We start from the raw sequence: 20,829 nt of genomic DNA on the forward strand, positions 1-20,829 counted from the left end.
GTCTAAAATCGAGGTCTAAGAGTTAACGTAAGTAGCCGGAGACACGCTCAAGCAACTCGCGCTGATCGTCAGCGCTAAAACTACGCTCGCTGGCGTTGATGGCACGCAGTACGGTCTGGTTGCCCTCCGGCTGGAGCACGAGGCGAATATTCTGAGACATGCGGCGCACGTCCTGACTGAACACGATCTGCAGCGGGTTACGCCCACGCTCGGTCTCGGTCATGTACTCGACCAGGAACTCGTAGTCATCAGCCGAGGCCTCAAGCAGGTCACGCTGACCTTCCTGAGTGAAGTCCAGTGCCAGGTAATGGTTCATTTCGGCCCACACGCGCTCGATGGGCTGCGGAATCAGCACTTCCCACTCATCGCCCTGCTGACGCATTTGCAACGTTTGCTCACTGGCAAGACGTTGAGCGGTCCAGGAGGATGCGCTGGCCGTTGCGCTACGCGCACCGAGGTACTGCTCCAACGCGGCCACACAGCTCTCGACACTCTGGCCACCCTGCTCACAGCGCACTTCGCTGCTGCCGGCACGCAGTGCGCTCTGCAAGCGCAACGTGGCTTGAGGCGTGACGATGACGCCCTGAGTAGCGCTGCTTTCCTGAACGCCCAACTGGCGACTGCGCACGAATGCCTCGAGCTGCGGCCATACCGCGCCCGTATCCGCCGCGACTACCAACCATACCTGATCACCCGCCTGGCGACGCTCGACGTACTCAGGCTCCAGCCCACTGCCCAGTGCCAGCGACTGAGGAGGCCCAATACGCGCTGCTTCATCGACACGAGCACCTTGAAGCCCCGCCTGAGGAATCGGCATGGCATCACGATAACGCTGAGCATTGCGCGTTTCCGGCAAAACGAGAGGCGGCGCTGGGGCGGCTTCGGTGTAGTCCAGGTTGCGGTCGTGGTAGTAACCGTCACGCGCACAGCCCGCCAGCGTGACGGTTGCGGCCAGCGCCAGCGGAATCCATTTCAGCGCACGTTTTTCTAGCACAGAGCTCATCAAGCCACCTTAACAGTCAACAGGTCATTTACCCGGCAAGGCACCTTGTCACCGGGTAGCAAATGCGTTCGCAGCGCCTGGGGTTACTCCTTGATCACACCCGCCAGTTGCAGCGCTTCGTTTACCGTACCGTGATACTTTTCGGACAGCCAGGTCAGCGGCAGACGAATGCCCTGCTCCATGTACCCCATACGGTTCAGGGCCCATTTGACGGGGATCGGGTTGGACTCGACACCCAGATTGGTATGCAGCGGCATCAGGCGCGTATTGATCTGATGGGCCTTGTCGGCATCCCCCGCCACCGCGGCGACACACAGCTCGTGCATCGCCTTGGGCGCCACATTGGCGGTGACCGAAATGTCGCCATGTCCGCCCATCAGCATGAAATCACAAGCCGTGGCATCGTCACCGGAGTAGAGCATGAAGCCGCTGCCTTTCAGGCGAGAGATTAGATCCTCGGCGCGCTCAAGGTTCCCGGTGGCATCCTTCAAGCCGATGATGTTGTCCACCTCGGCCAGGCGAATCACGGTTTCGTTGTAGAGATCCGAGCAGGTGCGCCCCGGCACGTTATAAAGAATGACCGGTAGTTTGCTGCCCTTGGCCACCGCCTTGAAGTGCTGGTACAGGCCTTCCTGAGTAGGCTTGTTATAGTAAGGGCACACGGAGAGGCAGTAGTCGGCGCCTACTTCGCTGGCATAGCGCGCCAGCTCGACCGCTTCGGAGGTGGCATTCGCGCCGGTACCGGCAATGACCGGAATACGCCCATTGACCTCTTCCACGACGCTACGGATCACATCGAAGTGCTCGGCAAACGACATGGTGGTGGGCTCACCGGTGGTGCCAGCGGCCACGATAGCGTCGGTACCGTTCTCGAGATGGAAGTTCACCAGGCGACGAAGCGCCTCCCAGTCGATGTCGCCATTGACCTTCATCGGCGTCGCCAGGGCGACAATGCTGCCTGTGATCATCCGTATTTTCCTCACCTGCAAAAAGTGGAGCTCGACCGGCCAAGCGGGGTGGCATGGTCCATGATCGAGTAAAAGACGCGGCGCGGATACCTCGAAGGACACGATGACCCCGCCTGTAAAAAGCAAATGGTACTCAGGCGATTCGAGCCTGTACAGCGTAAAGCACGTAGAGTTTACCACCGAGACTTGCCAAACCAGAACGATTCGCTTTGACAGCACGGCGGCGCATGCGTGTAATCTTGGTGAACCCCTATCTGTGAGGAGCTTGTATGTCACTCGAAATTGGCCAACCCGTTCCCGACTTTTCGGCCAGCGCCACTGGCGAAACCACCATTACGCTGTCCGAACTGCGCGGCCAGCAGGTGGTGATATTTTTCTATCCCAAGGCCAGCACACCGGGCTGCACCACCGAAGGTGGCGACTTTCGTGATCGCAAGGCGGCCTTCGATGCCGCGAACACCGTAGTCATCGGCGTTTCTCGAGACGGCCTGCGCGCCCAGGAGAATTTCAAGGCGAAGCAGGACTTCAATTTTGCGCTGATCTCGGACAAGGGCGAAGCGGTCTGTCAGCTGTTTGACGTCATCAAGCTGAAGAAGATGTACGGCAAGGAGCACCTGGGCGTCGAGCGCAGCACGTTTCTCATCGACAAGGACGGCAAGCTGGCCAAAGCGTGGCGTGGCGTCAAGGTGCCCGGTCATGCGGAAGAGGTGCTGGCAGCAGCTCAAGCACTGCACGCCGAATAACCGGCCCTGAAGGCTCGTTGAGCCATGGCACCGGGACAGCATCCGGTGCCACTTGGCAAGCCCTCGTCAATCGGCCTTCAGCTCTATCTGCTCACGCAGCTCCTGATGCTCCTCCAGCCCTCTGGGCCAGGCAAAGACCAGCGCCTTGAGCAGAGTCGCCAACGGAATGGCGAAAAAGACCCCCCAAAACCCCCAGATGCCGCCAAAGAACAGCACGGCCACGATGATCGAGACCGGGTGGATGTTATTGGTCTCGGAAAACAGCACCGGCGCCAGCACGTTGCCATCCAGGGCCTGGATGATGCCGTAGGCCAGCAGCACGTAGGCAAACTGCTCGCTCACGCCGAAGTGGAAGACCGCCACCGCCGCCACGGGAATGGTGGCCACCGCAGCGCCGATGTAAGGCACCAGCACGGACAAGCCCACCAGCACGGCCAACAGCGCCGTATAAGGCAGCCCAAACAAGGAAAAGGTCAGGTACGAGACCGTACCGACAATGACGATTTCGATGGCCTTGCCTCGGATGTAGTTGGCGATCTGGCGATCCATCTCCTGCCAGATACGCGTCAACAGCGAGCGCTTTTGCGGCAGCAGCGAGAGCGCAAACCCCACCAGCGCCTCGCGATCCTTGAGCATGAAAAACACCAGAATGGGCACCAGCACCAGATAAATGATCAACAACATCACGTTACCCAGCGACGACAGCGACAGCGTCAAGACGCGCTGCCCTACCTGGCTGATCTCGCGTCCGGCCACCCCGATCCAGCTCTGCATCTGATCAGGCGTGACCAGGTTGGGGAAGCGCGCCTGCAGCTCATCCAGCCATATCTGCGCCGTGGCAAACATGCGTGGCGTCTCCTGCACCAGCCCCACCAGCTGGTTCCATATCAACGGCATCAGGATGAACGCCATGGTCAGCAACACGCTGACGAAGGCCACGAACACGATGATGACCGCCAACAGGTGAGGCACACCTCGCCGAGTCAGCCCGTTGACCAGCCCCTGTAGCAAAAACGCCAGCACCAATGAGGTGAAGAACGGCGCCAGCATGCGTCCAAACATGATGATGGCCGCCAACCCTGCGATCAGCACCACCAGCAGAACCAGTGCTTCTTCATCGGAAAAATAGCGTTCGATCCAGCTCCTGAGAATGGCGCGCATGGTCATGAGCAAGCCACCCCGGCTTTGCGTAGCCAGAACACGTAGATCTCGCCCTGCTGGGCTCTGGCTTCCAATCGATGGTCACTCAGCTCGGCGAAGGAAGCGACGTCGCGCCAGGAGCCCGCATCGGTGGCACGAATCTCCAGCAGCTGCCCGGCAGACAAGCCAGCCAGCGCCTGCTTGGCTTTCAACAGCGGCAACGGGCAGTGCAGCCCGGTAGCGTCCAGTACCGCATCGGGCTCTACCCCCTCGGCCAGCGCGGATGCTATTTGCTCAGACATACCCTCTCCCTAGTGAAAGCGCTATCACACATGACGAAAACAGCTCATCGCTACATAACCGCCGTATTGTTGCATACACTGTTCGGACGATGACCAACCTGACTCGATTTAACGGCACTTCCTTGCCCGAATCAATGTCACACGCTGTGTTTGCAGCGACGCATTTGCAACAACTGCTGCAACAACTGCAGCAACCAACCACCACGAGGGATGCCATGGCGCACCTTAAGACTGCTACGCCACGCCTGGCCTGCGTACTGGCCCTGCTGCTGGGCACTGCTGGCCTCAGCGCGCCAGCGCATAGCAGCGACAGCTACCAGCTGCCCACTTTGGGAGGGACCTCTACCTCGGTGAGCAACGAGGAGTATCGCCTGGGCCGTGCCTGGCTGCGCCAGTTCAGGGCCCATGCACCCCAGTGGCAGGACCCCATCGTCAACGACTACCTGGAAAGCCTGGTGGCCAGGCTGGCGCCCCATAGTCAGCTGGGCAGTCTGCAGACGACCACCGTAATGGTCGATAACCGCTCGCTCAACGCCTTTGCCGTGCCCGGTGGTGTGGTAGGTATCAACTCGGGGCTATTTGCCTTTGCCGAGGATGAAGGCGCCTTCATTTCCGTCATCGCCCACGAGCTGGGGCACCTCTCCCAGCGCCACTTTGCGCGCGGCAGCGCCCGGGCAGAACAGACGCAACTGCCCGCCATGGCCGCCATGCTGGCGGGCATGCTGATTGCCGCCAGCGGCGGTGGCGATGCCGGTATCGCCACCGCCATGGGCTCCCAGGCGGCACTGATTCAGGACCAGCTCAGCTATTCGCGGCGCTTCGAGCAGGAAGCCGACCGTGTGGGCCTGCAAGCCATGGCCGCCGCCGGTTACGACCCCGAAGCCATGGTGCGCATGTTTGGTGCCATGCAGCGCATGGCGCGCCTGCAGGGCGGCACGCCCCCGGAATTTCTGCTGACCCACCCGGTCTCCGACAGCCGCTTGAGCGATGCTCAGGCACGGGCAGCACAGCTCAGCGTCGCCAACCGTTATACCAGCGACACGCTGTACGACATGATGCGCGCCCGGGCACTGCTCAGCATTCATCGTAACAGCCCTCAACAAGCAGCTTCTCGCCTCACGCAAGAGGGCGCCGAGGAGCCCGCCCTGCGCTACGTCTCGGCCCTGATCGATGCGCAAAACGGCCAGACCGATCAGGCGCTCCAGACCCTGGATCGGTTGGCCAGCGAGCTGCCGGACTACGCCATGCTGCCCGCCTCGGCCGCCCAGGTAGCCCTGCAGGCCCAGCGCTACGACGATGCCATCCAGCGCAGTCAGCGGCTGCTGCGACTGATGCCCAACTACCTCCCCGCCCAGCTCACCCTGGCAGAAGCGCAGCTGCAACGCGACCCCCAGGCAGCCTACACGCTGTTGCGAGAGGTCACGGCGCGCCACCCGGACAACCCTCAGGGGTTCAACCTGCTGGCGGAAGCGGCTGGCCGCAGTGGCCACAATGCCTGGGGGCACCTGGCCCGCGCCGAGCATTTGCAGCTCACCGGCAGAATGGATAGCGGTATTCGCCAACTGGGCATCGCCCGAGACGCTGCCCAGCAGGAGAACGACCAGCAGGCGCTGGCGCGCATCGAGCAGCGCCGCGAGGCGTTCATCGAATACCGAGAGGCGCTGGAAAGGTTTTAGCCGCGCTGCCCAGCCAAATACGACTAGGCCCGGCGCCAAAGGGCGCCGGGCCTAGTGCATTCACGCCAGGCAGAGCCTATGCGTTGAAGTTCAGCATCCGCTCCAGCGGCTTGAGCGCCTGCTGACGCAAGGCCGCATCGACGAAAATTTCGCCGCTGCCTTCCCGCAGCGCGCCCGCCAGGTTATCCAGCGCGTTCATCGCCATCCACGGGCAGTGAGCACAGCTACGGCAGGTGGCCCCATTGCCTGCGGTCGGCGCTTCGAACAGCGTCTTGCCCGGCACGGCCTGCTGCATCTTGAAGAAGATGCCGCGGTCGGTGGCCACGATCAGCTTTTCGTTGGGCAGGGTTTTCGCCGCCTTGATCAGTTGCGAGGTGGAACCCGCCACATCGGCCAGCTTGACGACGGCCTCCGGCGACTCCGGGTGCACCAGCACGGCGGCATCTGGGTAGAGGCGCTTTAGATCCTCGATACCTCTCGCCTTGAACTCCTCGTGCACGATGCAGGCACCGTCCCACATCAACATGTCGGCGCCGGTTTTTTTCTGGATGTAGCCCCCCAGATGCTTGTCGGGTGCCCAGAGAATTTTTTCCCCGTTGGCCTGCAGGTGTTCGATCACTTCGACGGCGATCGAGGAGGTCACGACCCAGTCGGCACGCGCCTTGACGGCCGCCGAAGTGTTGGCGTAGACCACCACCGTGCGATCCGGGTGGGCGTCGCAAAACGCGCTGAATTCGTCGATGGGGCAGCCGATATCCAGTGAGCAGGTGGCCTCCAGAGTGGGCATCAGCACCCGCTTTTCCGGGGAGAGGATCTTGGCCGTCTCACCCATGAAGCGCACCCCGGCCACCACCAGAGTGGTGGCGTCGTGACGAGCGCCAAACCGGGCCATTTCGAGGGAGTCTGCCACACAGCCACCGGTCTCTTCGGCCAACTGCTGAATGGCGTCGTCGGTATAGTAATGCGCCACAAGCACGGCGTTGTTCGCCTTGAGCAACTGCTTGATCTCAGCCACTCGCGCTTCGTCTTCCGCCGGGATGCGCGTTGGGCAGTACGGGCTGGGAAGCGGTGCCTCCAGCGCCACTTGAGAAGTCAGAATAGTCATCGTGTCTACCACTGTGACGAACAGGGAATCCCCCCGTTAAACACCAGTTGCGACGTATGCGCTCCGCATGCGCCGCCCTCGGGGCAACTGGCCGCTGCGTCTGTCGCACTCGCCGGTTGCCGATCTGGCCTGCTACTGCGGGCCAGCGCTGCCGAGCATGATCGACAGCCAAATCCACACATCGTTACAGGTCCATTGTGGTGGACAAGTATTGCCTGCTGCAAGCAGAACCGCACGCTGCAGTGCGGCATGGTTTGCCGATGCACCCTGCCCATCGCCAGTCCAGAACGCGCATAGCAGAACGCCCCTGGCAGCAAGCTACCAGGGGCGTTGAATTTGGTGGGTCGTGTAGGATTCGAACCTACGACCAATTGATTAAAAGTCAACTGCTCTACCAACTGAGCTAACGACCCAAATCCTGCTGCTTTTCTGAGGGCTTTCGCCGCTCTGTACGGCGTTACCATAGTGCATCGCCTGGTAACATCGCCGCTGCTCGAATGGTGGGTCGTGTAGGATTCGAACCTACGACCAATTGATTAAAAGTCAACTGCTCTACCAACTGAGCTAACGACCCGTCCGAACGGATGCATATAGTACGGATCACACCCGACAATAGCAAGCCTTTTTTGTCTTTCGTCTAAAAAAACCGCGCGGTGCTCGGTGTCCCCACACCGCGCGGCGAGCATCGCTTAACGACGCTTGGGCTTGCGCATGGCCTGAACCGGGCGACGCTTGTGCTTGTCGCGACTCCAGCGGTTTTTCTCGTCCGGCGTCAGCTCGGGCACCTTGCGGGTTTCCAGGTGCGCCAGGGTCGCCAGATCGTCGACTTCGTCCTGGGAAAGCTCTACCCACTCGCCCGCCTTGGCACGCTTGTCGAGGAAGATATTACCGTAGCGCACGCGCTTCAGGCGGCTGACGGTGAGCCCCTGGGACTCCCACAAGCGGCGCACTTCGCGGTTGCGGCCTTCCAGAATCACCACGTGGAACCAGGTGTTGATACCTTCGCCACCAAACTCCTGCACGTCGGTGAAACGGGCGGGGCCGTCTTCCAGCATGACGCCATCTACCATGGCGACGATATGCTCTCGCTTGACGTCGCCCATGACCCGCACCGCGTACTCACGCTCCACCTGGGTGGAGGGGTGCATCAAGCGGTTGGCCAGTTCACCGTCGGTGGTGAACAGCAGCAGGCCGCTGGTATTGATATCCAGCCGCCCGATGGCAATCCAGCGCTCGCCTTTCAGGCGCGGCAGACGCTCGAAGACCGTGCGACGGCCTTCCGGGTCCTTGCGGGTACACAGCTCGCCTTCCGGCTTGTTGTACATGATGACCCGACGCGGCACTTCTTCTTCCGGGCGCAGCGTGACCGGGCGGTCATCGAAGCTGACCTTGTCGCGGGCTTCCACGCGGTCACCCAGCTTGGCCACCTGACTGTTCACCTTCACCCGGCCATCGGCAATCGCGGTTTCCATTTCACGGCGGGAGCCAAGGCCCGCACGGGCCAGCACTTTCTGCAGTTTTTCGCTGGTGGGCGGCGTGGTGTTGTTACTCTGACTCATGGTCGTCTGACCTCACATCGTTGGTCTGCGTGCCCGCGTCCTCATCTCGACGCTGGGCACGTGCCGCAAGCCGTGCCTCCAGATCGGCAAAGCTCAGCGGCTGGGTTAACGCCGTCTCGGCGTGGGGGTCGGCACTCGCTGCCGACGTGTTCTGATCTTGCTGGGGTGGCGCATCCTGCACGGTTTCGACGGCTTCGTCCAGTGCGACATGCGTCGCCGCGGGCGGTTCCTCAGCCAATGCTTCTTCGTCGGCGGCCACCAGCGTGTGCATGGGCGGCAAGGCATCCAGCGTCTTGAGCCCGAAATCGTCCAGAAAACTGCGCGTGGTGGCATACACCGCCGGGCGACCCGGCACGTCCCGGTGACCCACCACGCGTATCCAGCCGCGCTCCATCAGCGTGCGAATGATCGAACTGCTGACGCTCACGCCCCGCACATCTTCGATATCACCCCGAGTCACCGGTTGACGGTAAGCGATCAGCGCAAGGGTTTCCAGCAACGCTCGCGAATAGCGCTGGGGCCGCTCGTCCCACAGCCGCGAGACCCAGTGAGCTAAGCGTGGGCGAATGCGCAGCTGAAAACCCGAGGCCGTTTCGACCAGTTCCAGCGCCCCGTCCTCGTGGCGCCGGGCCAACCGCGCGAGGGCGTCGCGCAGCGCCTTGCGAGACGGGCACTCATCCTCCAGAAACAGCGTCTCCAGCCGCTCCACGGGCAGCGGTTCTCCGGCCGCCAGCAGCGCGGCTTCGACAATATCGTCCAACGTGGTGTCTCTCACCGTGACTCCTCGTCAGGTTCGAAGGCAGACTCTTCGTCCGCAGGGTCATCACTTTCCCGCGCAAAGGGGTCCTCGTCCCCATCGGCCAGCGCCGCCTGCCGAGCACGCACATGGATCGGCGACAGCGGCGCGTTCTGGACGATTTCGATCATCGACTCCTTGGCCAGCTCCAGAATGGCCATGAACGTCACGACGACCCCTGCCCGCCCCTCCTCCAGGGAGAACAGCGCTTCGAAGGGGGTATAGCGCCCATGGGTGCCATCTTCGTGCAAGCGCTCCATGATCTTCAGCATGCGCTCCCGGGTCGAGAGCACCTCTCGGCTGATCTGATGGGCCTGGGCCAGCTCGGCCCGCTTGAGAATGTCCGACAGCGCGCCCAGCAGTTCGTCCAGCTCGACATCGGGATGAATCACGCGGGTTTCCAGCGGTGGCAGGCCCGCCTGCACACTGAACCAGTCCCGGCCCACCCTGGGCAGGGCATCCAGCGCTTCAGCGGCCTCCTTGAGACGCTCGTACTCCTGCAGGCGGCGTATCAGCTCCGCCCGGGGGTCCTCTTCTTCCTCGCCTTCCGCCTTGGGGGGGCGCGGCAGCAGCGTGCGTGATTTTATCTCGGCCAGCATGGCCGCCATCAACAGGTACTCGCCGGCCAGCTCGATCTCCATGGCCTTCATCATCTCCACGTACTCGATGTACTGATGGGTGATCACCGCCACGTTGACACTCAGAATGTCGAGATTCTGCCGACGAATCAGATACAGCAGCAGATCCAGCGGCCCCTCGAACGCTTCCAGGAAGACCCGGAGCGCCTCGGGGGGAATATAGAGATCTTCCGGCAGCTGCGTAATGGGTTCATCGAACAGGCGCCCAAGGGCCTCCACGGTGGGCTCCACCGTAGAGGGCATCTCGTCTTGATCCGGCACGGCGCTGGGCGTCTCGCTCACGCGGGTCGAGTCCTTGTCAGTTGAAAATGGCAGTGTAACAGCGCTCCATCAATGCGGCATCTCGGCCGCCTCGGCGGCTTTACGATAGCGGCCCTGATAGTCGAACAGCTTGTCGCGGATTTGAAAGTGGCGGCCTACCTTTCTGCCCACCACAAAGTCGGGATGGCGCAGGCGGGACTGGGCAGCCACCACGTCGTCTGGCGTTGCTGGCTGCCACGGCACGCCCGGCGCGCGCAGGTGGGCGCGCAAGAAGACCGCATAAAAGGCGCGGCGCTGGGCGGTAGTCTCCAGGGCAAACCATTCGCTCAGGCTGGCACCGTCTTCGTCATGGTAGGTCACTTTGAGACGCGGCAGGCCGCGCCCGTTGGTGGTCGCCTCCAGCTGCATGCCGCTCACCCGCAGCACTCTGGCGTCCTTGAGCCGCAGCGCTTCCTTGAGCTTGTCATCGGCATCCACCAGCAGCTTCTCGCAGCCATGGCAGCGGCGGGCAGCGATATCGTTCTCTGCCCCACACGCATCGCAGACCTTGAAGCGAAAGCGAAAGGTGCACTGGCTACGGCGTCCGGCGTCGTCCTCCACCAGCCCCTGGCAGCGGCGGCCAAAATGCTCGATCACCAGCTCGCCGTCGCGCTTGCCCCAGAACAGGTTGGCATGCCCACACTCGGGGCACTCGACCTGCACCGGCTCGCTATCGCTGTCGGGACGCGGCTCGCCTACCTCAGGGGCATAGAGGTCCCAGGGGTTGCCCGCATAATCCAGGATCAGGCACGCCTCCTTGCCTGGCGAGAGGCGCAGTCCGCGCCCCACGATCTGCTGATAGAGACTCACCGACTCGGTGGGGCGCAGGATCGCGATCAGATCCACATGCGGGGCATCGAACCCGGTGGTCAATACCGCCACGTTGACCAGATACTTGAGCTTGCGCGCCTTGAACGCATCGATCAGCACGGTGCGCTCGGCGGAGGCCGTCGCGCCGGTGATCAGCGCGGATTGGTCGGCAGGCAGATACCCCATGATCTCTTCGGCGTGGGCGACCGTCGCGGCAAAAATCATCACGCCCTGGCAGTCGGCCGCCTGCTCGACCACTTGGGCAATGATGCCCGGCGTGGCACGGCTTCCGGCCACCACCCGATTCAGCTCTTCTTCCCGAAACAGTCCGTTGGAAGAGGGAGCAAGCGCCGAGAAGTCGTACCCCTCAATGGCCATGTCCAGCCGCCGAGGGGCGGCCAGAAAGCCCTGCTTGACCATCAGGCGCAGCGGCTGTTCGAACACGCAGTCGGTGAAGAAACTCTCTTCTCCCCCGCGCACCATGCCGTGGTAGTGGCGGTGATAGATAAATCCCTGGCCCAGCCGAAAGGGCGTAGCGGTGAGGCCGAGAATCTTCAGCTGCGGGTTTTGGCGCTGCAGATGGTCGATCACCTGGCGGTAGCTGGAATCCTCCTCCAACGACACCCGATGGCACTCGTCGATTACCAGCAGCGTGAAGCTGGCGTCGTTGAACTGCGCCAGGTTGCGCACCACCGACTGCACCGAGCCAAACACCACCTGCCGACTGGCCTCCTTGCGCTTCAACCCGGCGCTGAAGATATCCGCGACCAGGCCATAGGCCTGGTACTTGGCGTGGTTCTGCTCCACCAGCTCGCGAACGTGGGCCAGCACCAGCACCCGCCCACGAGCCAGCCTCGCCAGCTCGGCAATCACCAGCGACTTGCCGCTGCCCGTGGGCAGCACGACCACCGCCGGGTCGCTGGTGGCGCGAAAGTGGTGAACCACCCGCTTGACCGTTTCCTGCTGGTAGGCGCGCAGCTGCGGCGGCGCATCAGGCGAGAAAGGCGGCCCGGAGGCCGCCTTTTCAGGGTATGTCATGGCACACCATCGCCATGATGCGCCTGCCCATCAACCCAGCCATACCCGCGCATTGCGGAACAGCCGCAGCCAGGCGCCATCCTCGGTCCACTCTGCCGGACGCCAGGAGTTGGTCACTGCCCGCGTCACCCGTTCCGGGTGAGGCATCATGATGGTCACACGGCCATCCGGCGTGGTCAGCCCCGTGATACCCGACGGGGAACCATTGGGGTTGGCCGGATAGCGAGTGGTGACCTGACCGTAATTGTCGATGTACCGCAGGGCAATTTGGCTGCTCGACTGCATGCTGCGCAGGTGCGCCGTATCGCGGAACTCGGCACGCCCTTCGCCGTGGGCCACGGCGATGGGCAGCGTCGAGCCTTCCATGCCGGCCAGCAGAATCGAGGGGCTTTTCTCTACCCGCACCATGGCCACGCGGGCTTCGAACTGCTCGGATTCGTTGCGCACGAAGCTGGGCCAGTTTTCGGCGCCCGGGATCAGCGTCTTGAGCTGAGACAGCATCTGGCAGCCATTGCACACCCCCAGCGAGAAGCTGTCATCCCGGGTGAAGAACGCTGCAAACTGCTCGCGGGCGCGTTCGTTGAACAGCACCGACTTGGCCCAGCCGCCGCCTGCCCCCAGCACGTCACCATAGGAAAAGCCCCCACAGGCCACCAAGCCCTGGAAGGTATCCAGCGAGACACGACCTTCCAGGATGTCGCTCATGTGCACATCCACCGCATCGAACCCGGCCTTGTGGAAGGCCCAGGCCATTTCCACCTGGCCATTGACCCCCTGCTCACGCAGGACGGCCACCGCTGGCTTGGCAGTGTTGACGTAAGGCGCACTGATGTCGTCATTGACATCGAAGGTGGGCGCCGCGCTGAGACCGGGGTCACGCACGTCGAGCAGGTTGTCGAATTCGTTCTTGGCGCATTCGGGGTTATCGCGCAGCGCCTGCAACCGGTAGCTGGTCTCGGCCCAGGTGCGCTGGGTCAGCTGACGGGTGGTTTCCAGCAGCGGCTCTTCGAACAGCGTCACGCGTACCTGATCGTCGTAGCGCGGGCGGGCAATCACGCCGCAGGTTTCGACACCGGCCATGGCGAACTGGGTCAGCACCTCTTCAGTGTGCTCACGGCTTACCTGGATCACCGCCCCCAGCTCTTCAGAGAACAGCGCGTTGAAGGCTTCTACCGGCTCGTCGATCAGCCAGTCGAGCTTGATTTCGAGACCGGCATGACCTGCAAAGGCCATTTCCAGCAGCGTCACCAGCAGGCCGCCGTCGCTACGGTCGTGGTAGGCCAGCAGCTTGCCATCCCGGTTCAGGCCCTGAATGACCTCGAAGAACGCTTTCAGGTCTTCCGGGTCGTCCACGTCGGGGCATTCGTCGCCCACCTGACCATACACCTGCGCCAGCGCCGAGCCGCCAAGGCGATTCTGGCCGTTGCCCAGGTCGATCAAAATCAGATCAGACTCATCCTGCTCCAGGTTGATCTGTGGGGTCAGCGTGGCCAGCGCATCGGTGACCGGTGCAAAGCCAGTGACCACCAGCGACAGCGGCGAGGTGATGCTCTTCTCTTCGGCATCATCGCCCTCCTGCCAGGCGGTACGCATCGACATGGAGTCCTTGCCCACTGGCACGGCGATGCCGAGTGCCGGGCATAGCTCCATGCCCACGGCATGAACGGCGTCATACAGCGCCTGGTTTTCACCGGGGTGATCAGCGGCGCTCATCCAGTTGGCGGAGAGCTTGATGTCCGAGAGCTTGGCGATCGGCGCGGCGGCCAGGTTGGTAATCGCCTCTGCCACCGCCAAACGGGCGCTGGCAGCCGGGTCGATCAGCGCCACCGGCGGGCGCTCGCCCATGGCCATGGCTTCACCGGCATGGGTATCGAAGCTGGCGGTGGTCACTGCCACGTCGGCGACCGGCACCTGCCAGGGGCCGACCATCTGATCACGCGCCACCTGGCCTGTGATCGAACGGTCGCCGATGGTGATCAAAAAGCTTTTCGAGGCCACCGTGGGCAAGCGCAGCACCCGGTCCATGGCTTCGCGCAGGTCCAGGTTATCGAGCATCACGCCGGAAAGCTCGGGCGTCTGACGCTCGAACGAGCGGGTCATCTTCGGCGGCTTGCCGAACAGCACGCTCATGGGCAAATCGACGGGTTTGGTTTCGAAGTGGCCATCGCGCACTTCCAGATGGTGCTCTGCCTGGGCTTCGCCCACTACCGCGTAGGGGCAGCGCTCGCGTTTGCACAGCGCATCGAAGGTATCGAGGTCTTCCGGGGCCACGGCCAGCACGTAACGTTCCTGGGCTTCGTTGCACCAGATTTCCAGCGGGCTCATGCCCGGCTCGGCGTTGGGCACCGCACGCAGGTCGAACAGGCCGCCACGGTTACCGTCCTTGACCAGCTCCGGCAACGCATTGGAGAGGCCACCGGCACCCACGTCGTGGATGAAGCGAATGGGGTTTTTCTCACCCATTGCCCAGCAGCGGTCGATCACTTCCTGGGCGCGGCGCTCGATTTCCGGGTTTTCCCGCTGCACCGAGGCGAAATCCAGATCGGCGCTCGATTCCCCCGACGCCATGCTGGACGCCGCACCGCCGCCCAGACCGATCAGCATCGCCGGGCCGCCCATGACGATCAGCTTGCCGCCTACCGGAATCTCGCCCTTCTGGACGTGCTGGGCACGAATGTTGCCGTACCCACCGGCAATCATGATCGGCTTGTGGTAACCGCGACGCTCGATGCCATTGGCACTGAGGGCATCCTGCTCGTAGGTGCGGAAGTAGCCGGTCAGGTTGGGGCGGCCGAACTCGTTATTGAAGGCCGCGCCACCAATCGGGCCTTCCAGCATGATGTTGAGCGCCGACTGCATGCGCTCGGGCTTGCCGTAATCGAAGGCCTCCCAGGGCTGCACGAACTCGGGGATACGCAGGTTTGAAACGGTGAAACCCGCCAGGCCCGCCTTCGGCTTGCCGCCCATACCGGTGGCGCCTTCATCGCGAATCTCGCCGCCGGAGCCGGTGGCCGCCCCCGGGAAAGGCGCAATCGCCGTGGGGTGGTTGTGGGTTTCCACCTTCATCAGGATATGGATGGGCTCCTGATGAGCATCGTAGAGAGCGCGTTCACCCTCTGCACCGGTCAGCGGCGTGGGGAAGAAGCGACCGCCGTGGCTGCCCTTGATCACCGCCGCGTTGTCACTGTAGGCCGACAGCACGTTGTCCGGTGAGGTCGCAAAGGTGTTCTTGATCATTTTGAACAGCGAATGGCTCTGGGCTTCGCCGTCGATGATCCAGTCCGCGTTGAAAATCTTGTGGCGGCAGTGCTCCGAGTTCGCCTGGGCAAACATCATCAGCTCCACGTCGCTGGGGTTGCGCCCCAGCTCGACGAAGGCCGCCACCAGATAGTCGATCTCGTCGTCTGCCAGCGCCAGGCCCAGCTCCCGGTTGGCGACTTCCAGCGCGGCACGCCCGCCCTCCAGAATATCCACGCTGCCCAGTGGTGCCGGTGAGTGGTGGGCAAACAGCTGGCTGGCCGCCGCCGTGTCGGCCAGCACGTTTTCGGTCATGCGGTCGTGGAGCAGTGCGCCGATGGCGTCCCACTGCTCTGCCGTGGCCGTGCCACGCAATGCAACACGGTAGTCGACGCCGCGCTCGATGCGCTGGATCTGGCTCAGCCCGCAGTTATGGGCGATGTCCGTGGCTTTGGAAGACCAGGGCGACTGGGTGCCCAGGCGCGGCACCACCAGAAAACGCAGGGCTTGTTCGAGGGGTTCCTGGGCGGCTTGGCTGCCGTAATCGAGCAGCCTGGCCAGCCGTTCCTGGGAGGCGGTATCGAGCTCTTCGTGGTGGTCAATGAAGTGGACGTAGTGGGCGGACAGCGCTTCCACCTCTGGAACACATTCACGCAACACCGTTAGCAGCCGTTCATGACGGAAGGCAGAAAGGGCGGGCGCGCCTCGAAGTTCGAGCATATCTGGGAGCCTCTAAAGCAGGAAGAGTCGAGCAGGAAATCACCGGGCCGCTAAGCGACCGACACACGGACTGCGCACTATGATACTGGAAAGCGGCGGCCACACGAAATCAACAAGGTGACACGGCGATAAAGGCTGGGTATCGTGGCAGCTCGTTCCACGCCGACAAGACATCATGCCGACATTGATTTGCCGACATTTTAGCGCCTTTTATCGGGCATATTTCGCGATGATCGCGACTTTGTTGCTGGTTTTGATCCCGCGCCCATCGACCTTTCCCGACGGCGAACACCTCACCCACGTGCTGGCCAAAGACTTCATCACCGTACATACCCGCAATACGCCCACCACCTACTACGAAGGCCGCCAGGGGCCAACCGGGTTCGAATACGAACTGATGCACCGCTTTGCGGACTCCCTCGGGGTCAGCCTCAATCTGAATGCCAGCCACCACCCGGACGGCGTCTTGCCTGCCGTGCGCGAACAGGGTGACCTGGGGGCAGCCGCGCTGCCGCTGATGGCCGATACCCCCGGCATTCACTACACGCGCCCGATCATCGAGATGCAGCCACTGGTGGTCTATCGGCGCGGCCTGTATGGCATCAACGCACCCGAAGACCTCGTCGGCTTGTCCATCGGCACGCTGAGCGAAGCGGGCACCAGCGATGCTCTGAAAGCCCTGCAAAGCGACTATCCCAACCTGAGCTGGAAGGAGTCCAACGAACTGGAAGTAGCCGAATTGATGGCCAAGGTAGAGAATGGCACCCTGGATGCGGCCATCATCTTCGACCACCAGTTCCGCCTGAACCGGCTGTTCTTTCCCAATGTCGAACGCGGTTTCTATCTGGGCGAGCCCCTCTCGCTGGTCTGGGCGCTGCCCAGCGGCCGAGGGCTGGGTCTACTCGGCGCGGCCAACCAGTTCCTGCAGGAGCTGCATGAAAACGGCACCCTGGACCGCCTGATCAGCCGCTATTTTGGCCATGACGATTACCTGGAGTACGTGGGCACGCGCACGTTTCTGGACCACCTGGATGAACGCCTGCCCCGCTACACCGAGCTCTTCAAGCAGGCCGCCCGAGACACGGGGTTCGACTGGAAACTGCTGGCCGCCGTGGGCTACCAGGAATCCCACTGGGACCCTAACGCCGTCTCCCCCACGGGGGTGCGGGGCCTGATGATGCTGACCAACCCTACAGCCAGCGAGATGGGCGTTTCGGACCGCACCGATGCCGCCCAGAGCATCGACGGCGGAGCCCGCTATCTGCGCAGCATCAAGGACCGCTTACCGGACAGCATCACCGGCGAAGACCGCCTCTATATGGCCATGGCTGCTTATAACGTGGGGCTTGGCCACCTTTATGATGCCCGCAACATTGCCGAACGACGCGGCGGCAACCCCAACCTGTGGCAGGACGTGCGTGCCGCGCTACCGCTGCTGCAGCAACGCGAGTGGCATAGCCAGACGCGCCACGGGTACGCCCGTGGCGGGGAGCCGGTGATCTACGTGCGCAACATTCGCCGCTACTACGAAATGATCGAATACGTGGAGCGCAGTCGACAGCAGTTTTTCCAACTGGAGCAGACGCCGGCCAGTGAAGAGCCGCTGCTGCTGTTCGAGATCGTGCCGCCGCTCACCCCGTGATACCGGGGACGGCGCTAGCGCTTGTCGGCAAAGAACTGCTTGAGCAGCTTCTTGGCTTGCGCCGCCAGCACCCCGCCGGTGACGTCGATATGGTGATTGAACCAAGGCTGGGCGAGCAGATTGGCCTTTGACTCCACCATTCCCGCCCGTGGCTCGGCGGCAGCGTACACCAGCCGCTGAATGCGGGCATGCACCATGGTGCCGGTGCACATCATGCAGGGCTCCAGGGTCACGTAGAGCGTACAGCCCTCCAGACGGTAGTTGCCCAGCCGCTGCCCGGCATCGCGCAGCGCACGCACTTCCGCATGGCCACTGGGGTCGCAGCTGGACAGCGGCGCATTGTGGCCCACCCCGACGATCTCCCCCTCGGCGTCTACCACCACGGCCCCCACCGGTACCTCTCCGGCGGCCATCGCCAGGTGCGCCTGGTCCAGCGCGCGGTGCATGTAAAATTCATCGCTGCGTATCAAGACAAACTCCGTTAAGGTAGCGAAACGATCGTTTCAATGACGTGATCGCCAAACGCTGAGGGCGGCCTCCTCAGTGATCAAGCAGACAGCACCAAGGATACCGAGAATGAACGATGCGCTGAAGTCACTGGTTAGCTTGCTGGAGCTGGAACCCCTGGAAGAGACGCTGTTTCGCGGCCAAAGCCAGGACCTCGGGTTTCCCCAGCTGTACGGAGGGCAGGTACTTGGCCAGGCGCTGGCCGCCGCCGCCCACACCGTCCCCGAGGAGCGTCGCCCTCACTCCCAGCACGGCTACTTTCTGCGCCCCGGCGACCCCCATCGCCCGGTGGTCTACCAGGTCGATACCATTCGCGACGGCGGCAGCTTCACCACCCGCCGAGTCACCGCCATTCAAAAGGGGCGGCCCATCTTCTTCTGCAGCGCCTCGTTTCAAAGCCCTGAAGAGAGCATCAGCCATCAGCGCGCCATGCCTGACGTGCCCACGCCCGAAGCGCTGCTGGAGAGCGGTGACGCCAAACATGCCCGTTTCCCGGGCCACCCCATCGAGTTCCTGCACCTGAAGAACAATCCGGACAGCGCCTCGCCTGCCGGGCAGTGCCTATGGTTCCGGTTCGCGGGCGGCCCGCTGCCCGACGACCCCGCGCTGCATCGCCACCTGCTCTCCTACGCGTCGGACTTCAACCTGCTGACCACCGGGTTGATCCCTCACGGCATCAAGTACACGGACCCGAAGCTGCGTATCGCCAGCCTCGACCACGCGCTGTGGCTGCACGAAGATACGCGGCTGGACGAGTGGCTGCTGTACGCCATCGACTCTCCCTGGAGCGGCAGTGCCAGAGGGCTGGCGCGAGGCCATATCTATCGCCGCGATGGGCAGCTGATTGCCTCGACGGCACAAGAGGGGCTGGTGCGCTACCCGCTCACCTGACGCCCGGCACCTACATGAACACGAACACCACACACGGCAACGCCCGCAGAAAGCGGGCGTTGATGTCATGACGTCTCGAACAGCCAATCACGTGTCGAGCGGCACTCAACCGCCGTAGACATCGTTGATGGTATTGAGCGGATAGTGCGCCGGGTAGGGCTTGCGGGCAACCCCGGAGTCCACCGCTGCTTGGGCCACCGCCGAGGAAACACGCGCCAGCAGGCGAATATCGACCGGCGTGGGGATGATGTACTCACGACCAAAACTCATCTCGGTACGCTCGTAGGCGTTCAGCACTTCCTGGGGCACCGGCTCGCGGGCCAGATCTTTCAGCGCATGCACAGCGGCCAGCTTCATCGCTTCATTGATGCGCGTGGCGCGTACGTCCAGGGCACCACGGAAGATGAACGGGAAGCCCAGCACGTTGTTGACCTGGTTCGGGAAGTCCGAGCGGCCAGTGGCCATGATGACGTCCGGGCGCGCTGCCCGAGCCACATCCGGATGAATTTCCGGGTCCGGGTTGGTGCAGGCAAAAATGACCGGATCCGCCGCCATCTTCTTCACCTGTTCGGCAGACAGCAGCCCGGGGCCAGACAGGCCGATGAACACGTCGGCACCGTCGATGGCATCGTCCAGAGTGCGCATGTCGGTATCACGGGCGAACTCCGCTTTGTACTCGTTGATGCCGTCACGCTCAGTGTGAATGACGCCACGACGATCCAGCATCACTAAGTTCTCTTTCTTAGCACCGCAGGAGATCAGCAGGCGCATGCAGGCAATAGCAGCCGCCCCTGCGCCCATGCAGACGATCTTCACGTCTTCGATGCGCTTGCCAGCGATTTCCAAGGCATTCAGCATCCCGGCAGCGGTGACGATGGCCGTACCGTGCTGGTCGTCATGAAACACGGGAATGCTGCAGCGCTCGATCAGCGCCTTTTCGATTTCGAAACACTCGGGGGCCTTGATGTCTTCCAGGTTGATACCGCCCCAGGTGTCGGCAATGCGGGCAACGGTGTCGATAAACGCCTGCGGGCTTTCAGCGTCTACTTCGATATCAACGGAGTTAATGCCCGCAAAGCACTTGAACAGCACGCCTTTACCTTCCATCACCGGCTTACTAGCCAGCGGGCCAAGGTTGCCTAGGCCCAGAATCGCACTGCCGTCCGAAATAACCGCGACCAGATTACCCTTGCCGGTATAACGGTACGCATTTTCCGCTTCGCGAGCGATTTCGCGAACCGGCTCAGCCACGCCTGGGCTATACGCTAGCGCCAAATCCCGAGCTGTCGCGGTGGGCTTGGTCAACTCCACGGAAAGCTTACCGGGGATCGGCTTAGCGTGATAATCCAGAGCTGCCTGCTTGTTTGCATCCATCATGGTCAAGGTCCAATCAGCCTAAAGTAGAAAAGTCATATCAGAATATAGAAAAAACCCAAGCGTCTCAAGCAGCTAGTCAACCAACCCACGAAACGTGCGTTTTCGCGACTTTTCCCACCCATTCGGAACTTTTCAGCTTTATTTGCTGCAACTTATGCGTAGCACCCTGACCCATAACGGTTTCGTTATGGTGCACTGCAGCATAAGCTGGAAATAGATTCCAAAACGACGCACGGACTTATCCACAGTCGCCGCGCAATAGCGGCTGTGGACAACGTCGCGACAGAAGGCTCAGGACCTTGGCTTCATCACACAGCGTTCGGCCAGCGTTCAGATGCCAGTGCCGCCAGGGAGCGGCAAAATAAGGCAGGGACAAA

General features: G+C 62.5%; 16 protein-coding genes and 2 tRNA genes. 4 read left to right on the forward strand and 14 right to left on the reverse strand.

Annotated elements, in window-relative coordinates:
* Window positions 1–22 precede the first annotated feature (22 nt).
* Window positions 23–1,003: a lipoprotein, NlpB gene (locus tag RVM27_RS05585; RefSeq protein ID WP_498957554.1), complete on the reverse strand. Its 981-nt coding sequence runs from the start codon at window positions 1,001–1,003 to the stop codon at window positions 23–25.
* An 83-nt stretch (window positions 1,004–1,086) separates the two neighbouring features.
* Complete coding sequence (gene dapA, locus RVM27_RS05590) at window positions 1,087–1,971, reverse strand: 4-hydroxy-tetrahydrodipicolinate synthase (RefSeq protein ID WP_287805112.1); 885 nt, start codon at window positions 1,969–1,971, stop codon at window positions 1,087–1,089.
* Window positions 1,972–2,240: 269 nt separating this feature from the next.
* Between dapA and RVM27_RS05595 the strand changes: the two genes are divergently transcribed.
* Window positions 2,241–2,714, forward strand: coding sequence for a peroxiredoxin (locus RVM27_RS05595; protein WP_498957555.1), 474 nt, complete (start codon window positions 2,241–2,243; stop codon window positions 2,712–2,714).
* Between the two features lie 66 nt (window positions 2,715–2,780).
* Here the strand turns inward: RVM27_RS05595 and RVM27_RS05600 are convergent, their stop codons facing one another.
* Both RVM27_RS05600 and RVM27_RS05605 read right to left on the reverse strand, forming a co-directional pair.
* Window positions 2,781–3,881 (reverse strand): AI-2E family transporter, encoded by a 1,101-nt coding sequence (locus tag RVM27_RS05600; protein WP_287805115.1) that lies wholly within the window; start codon window positions 3,879–3,881, stop codon window positions 2,781–2,783.
* Window positions 3,878–4,156, reverse strand: coding sequence for a sulfurtransferase TusA family protein (locus tag RVM27_RS05605; protein WP_096921464.1), 279 nt, complete (start codon window positions 4,154–4,156; stop codon window positions 3,878–3,880). The genes RVM27_RS05600 and RVM27_RS05605 overlap by 4 nt, the downstream gene beginning before the upstream one ends.
* A 215-nt stretch (window positions 4,157–4,371) precedes the next feature.
* Between RVM27_RS05605 and RVM27_RS05610 the strand changes: the two genes are divergently transcribed.
* Complete coding sequence (locus tag RVM27_RS05610) at window positions 4,372–5,832, forward strand: M48 family metalloprotease (RefSeq protein WP_287805118.1); 1,461 nt, start codon at window positions 4,372–4,374, stop codon at window positions 5,830–5,832.
* Window positions 5,833–5,908: 76 nt separating this feature from the next.
* On the opposite strand, the gene nadA is transcribed toward RVM27_RS05610, so the two are convergent.
* From nadA to purL, 8 genes are all read right to left on the reverse strand, one after another.
* Window positions 5,909–6,937: a quinolinate synthase gene (nadA, locus tag RVM27_RS05615; RefSeq protein ID WP_498940173.1), complete on the reverse strand. Its 1,029-nt coding sequence runs from the start codon at window positions 6,935–6,937 to the stop codon at window positions 5,909–5,911.
* A 337-nt stretch (window positions 6,938–7,274) separates the two neighbouring features.
* A tRNA-Lys gene (locus tag RVM27_RS05620) sits at window positions 7,275–7,350 on the reverse strand.
* Between the two features lie 85 nt (window positions 7,351–7,435).
* Window positions 7,436–7,511, reverse strand: a tRNA-Lys gene (locus tag RVM27_RS05625).
* Between the two features lie 115 nt (window positions 7,512–7,626).
* Window positions 7,627–8,496, reverse strand: coding sequence for a 23S rRNA pseudouridine(2605) synthase RluB (rluB, locus tag RVM27_RS05630; protein ID WP_016916149.1), 870 nt, complete (start codon window positions 8,494–8,496; stop codon window positions 7,627–7,629).
* Complete coding sequence (scpB, locus tag RVM27_RS05635) at window positions 8,483–9,271, reverse strand: SMC-Scp complex subunit ScpB (RefSeq protein WP_287805122.1); 789 nt, start codon at window positions 9,269–9,271, stop codon at window positions 8,483–8,485. Before scpB ends, rluB begins: the two co-directional genes overlap by 14 nt.
* On the reverse strand, window positions 9,268–10,212 hold the full coding sequence (locus RVM27_RS05640; protein ID WP_498957556.1) for a segregation and condensation protein A: 945 nt from the start codon (window positions 10,210–10,212) through the stop codon (window positions 9,268–9,270). Before RVM27_RS05640 ends, scpB begins: the two co-directional genes overlap by 4 nt.
* Window positions 10,213–10,260: 48 nt before the next feature.
* On the reverse strand, window positions 10,261–12,078 hold the full coding sequence (gene radD, locus RVM27_RS05645) for a DEAD/DEAH box helicase (protein WP_498940171.1): 1,818 nt from the start codon (window positions 12,076–12,078) through the stop codon (window positions 10,261–10,263).
* Between the two features lie 30 nt (window positions 12,079–12,108).
* On the reverse strand, window positions 12,109–16,035 hold the full coding sequence (purL, locus tag RVM27_RS05650; protein WP_287805128.1) for a phosphoribosylformylglycinamidine synthase: 3,927 nt from the start codon (window positions 16,033–16,035) through the stop codon (window positions 12,109–12,111).
* Window positions 16,036–16,210: 175 nt separating this feature from the next.
* Between purL and mltF the strand changes: the two genes are divergently transcribed.
* Window positions 16,211–17,677 (forward strand): membrane-bound lytic murein transglycosylase MltF, encoded by a 1,467-nt coding sequence (gene mltF, locus RVM27_RS05655; protein WP_498957557.1) that lies wholly within the window; start codon window positions 16,211–16,213, stop codon window positions 17,675–17,677.
* Between the two features lie 14 nt (window positions 17,678–17,691).
* Here mltF and tadA read toward each other — a convergent pair whose 3' ends face one another.
* Window positions 17,692–18,123: a nucleoside deaminase gene (tadA, locus tag RVM27_RS05660; protein ID WP_498957558.1), complete on the reverse strand. Its 432-nt coding sequence runs from the start codon at window positions 18,121–18,123 to the stop codon at window positions 17,692–17,694.
* Between the two features lie 130 nt (window positions 18,124–18,253).
* Between tadA and RVM27_RS05665 the strand changes: the two genes are divergently transcribed.
* Window positions 18,254–19,075 carry an acyl-CoA thioesterase gene (locus RVM27_RS05665; RefSeq protein WP_287805132.1) on the forward strand — a complete coding sequence of 274 codons (822 nt, stop codon included), beginning with the start codon at window positions 18,254–18,256 and terminating at the stop codon, window positions 19,073–19,075.
* 105 nt (window positions 19,076–19,180) lie between these two features.
* Here RVM27_RS05665 and RVM27_RS05670 read toward each other — a convergent pair whose 3' ends face one another.
* Window positions 19,181–20,452, reverse strand: a complete 1,272-nt coding sequence (locus tag RVM27_RS05670; protein ID WP_498957559.1) for a malic enzyme family protein — start codon at window positions 20,450–20,452, stop codon at window positions 19,181–19,183.
* Between the last annotated feature and the right edge of the window lie 377 nt (window positions 20,453–20,829).

The organism is Halomonas sp. KM007, assembly GCF_050709225.1.
GTDB classification, from domain to species: domain Bacteria; phylum Pseudomonadota; class Gammaproteobacteria; order Pseudomonadales; family Halomonadaceae; genus Vreelandella; species Vreelandella hamiltonii.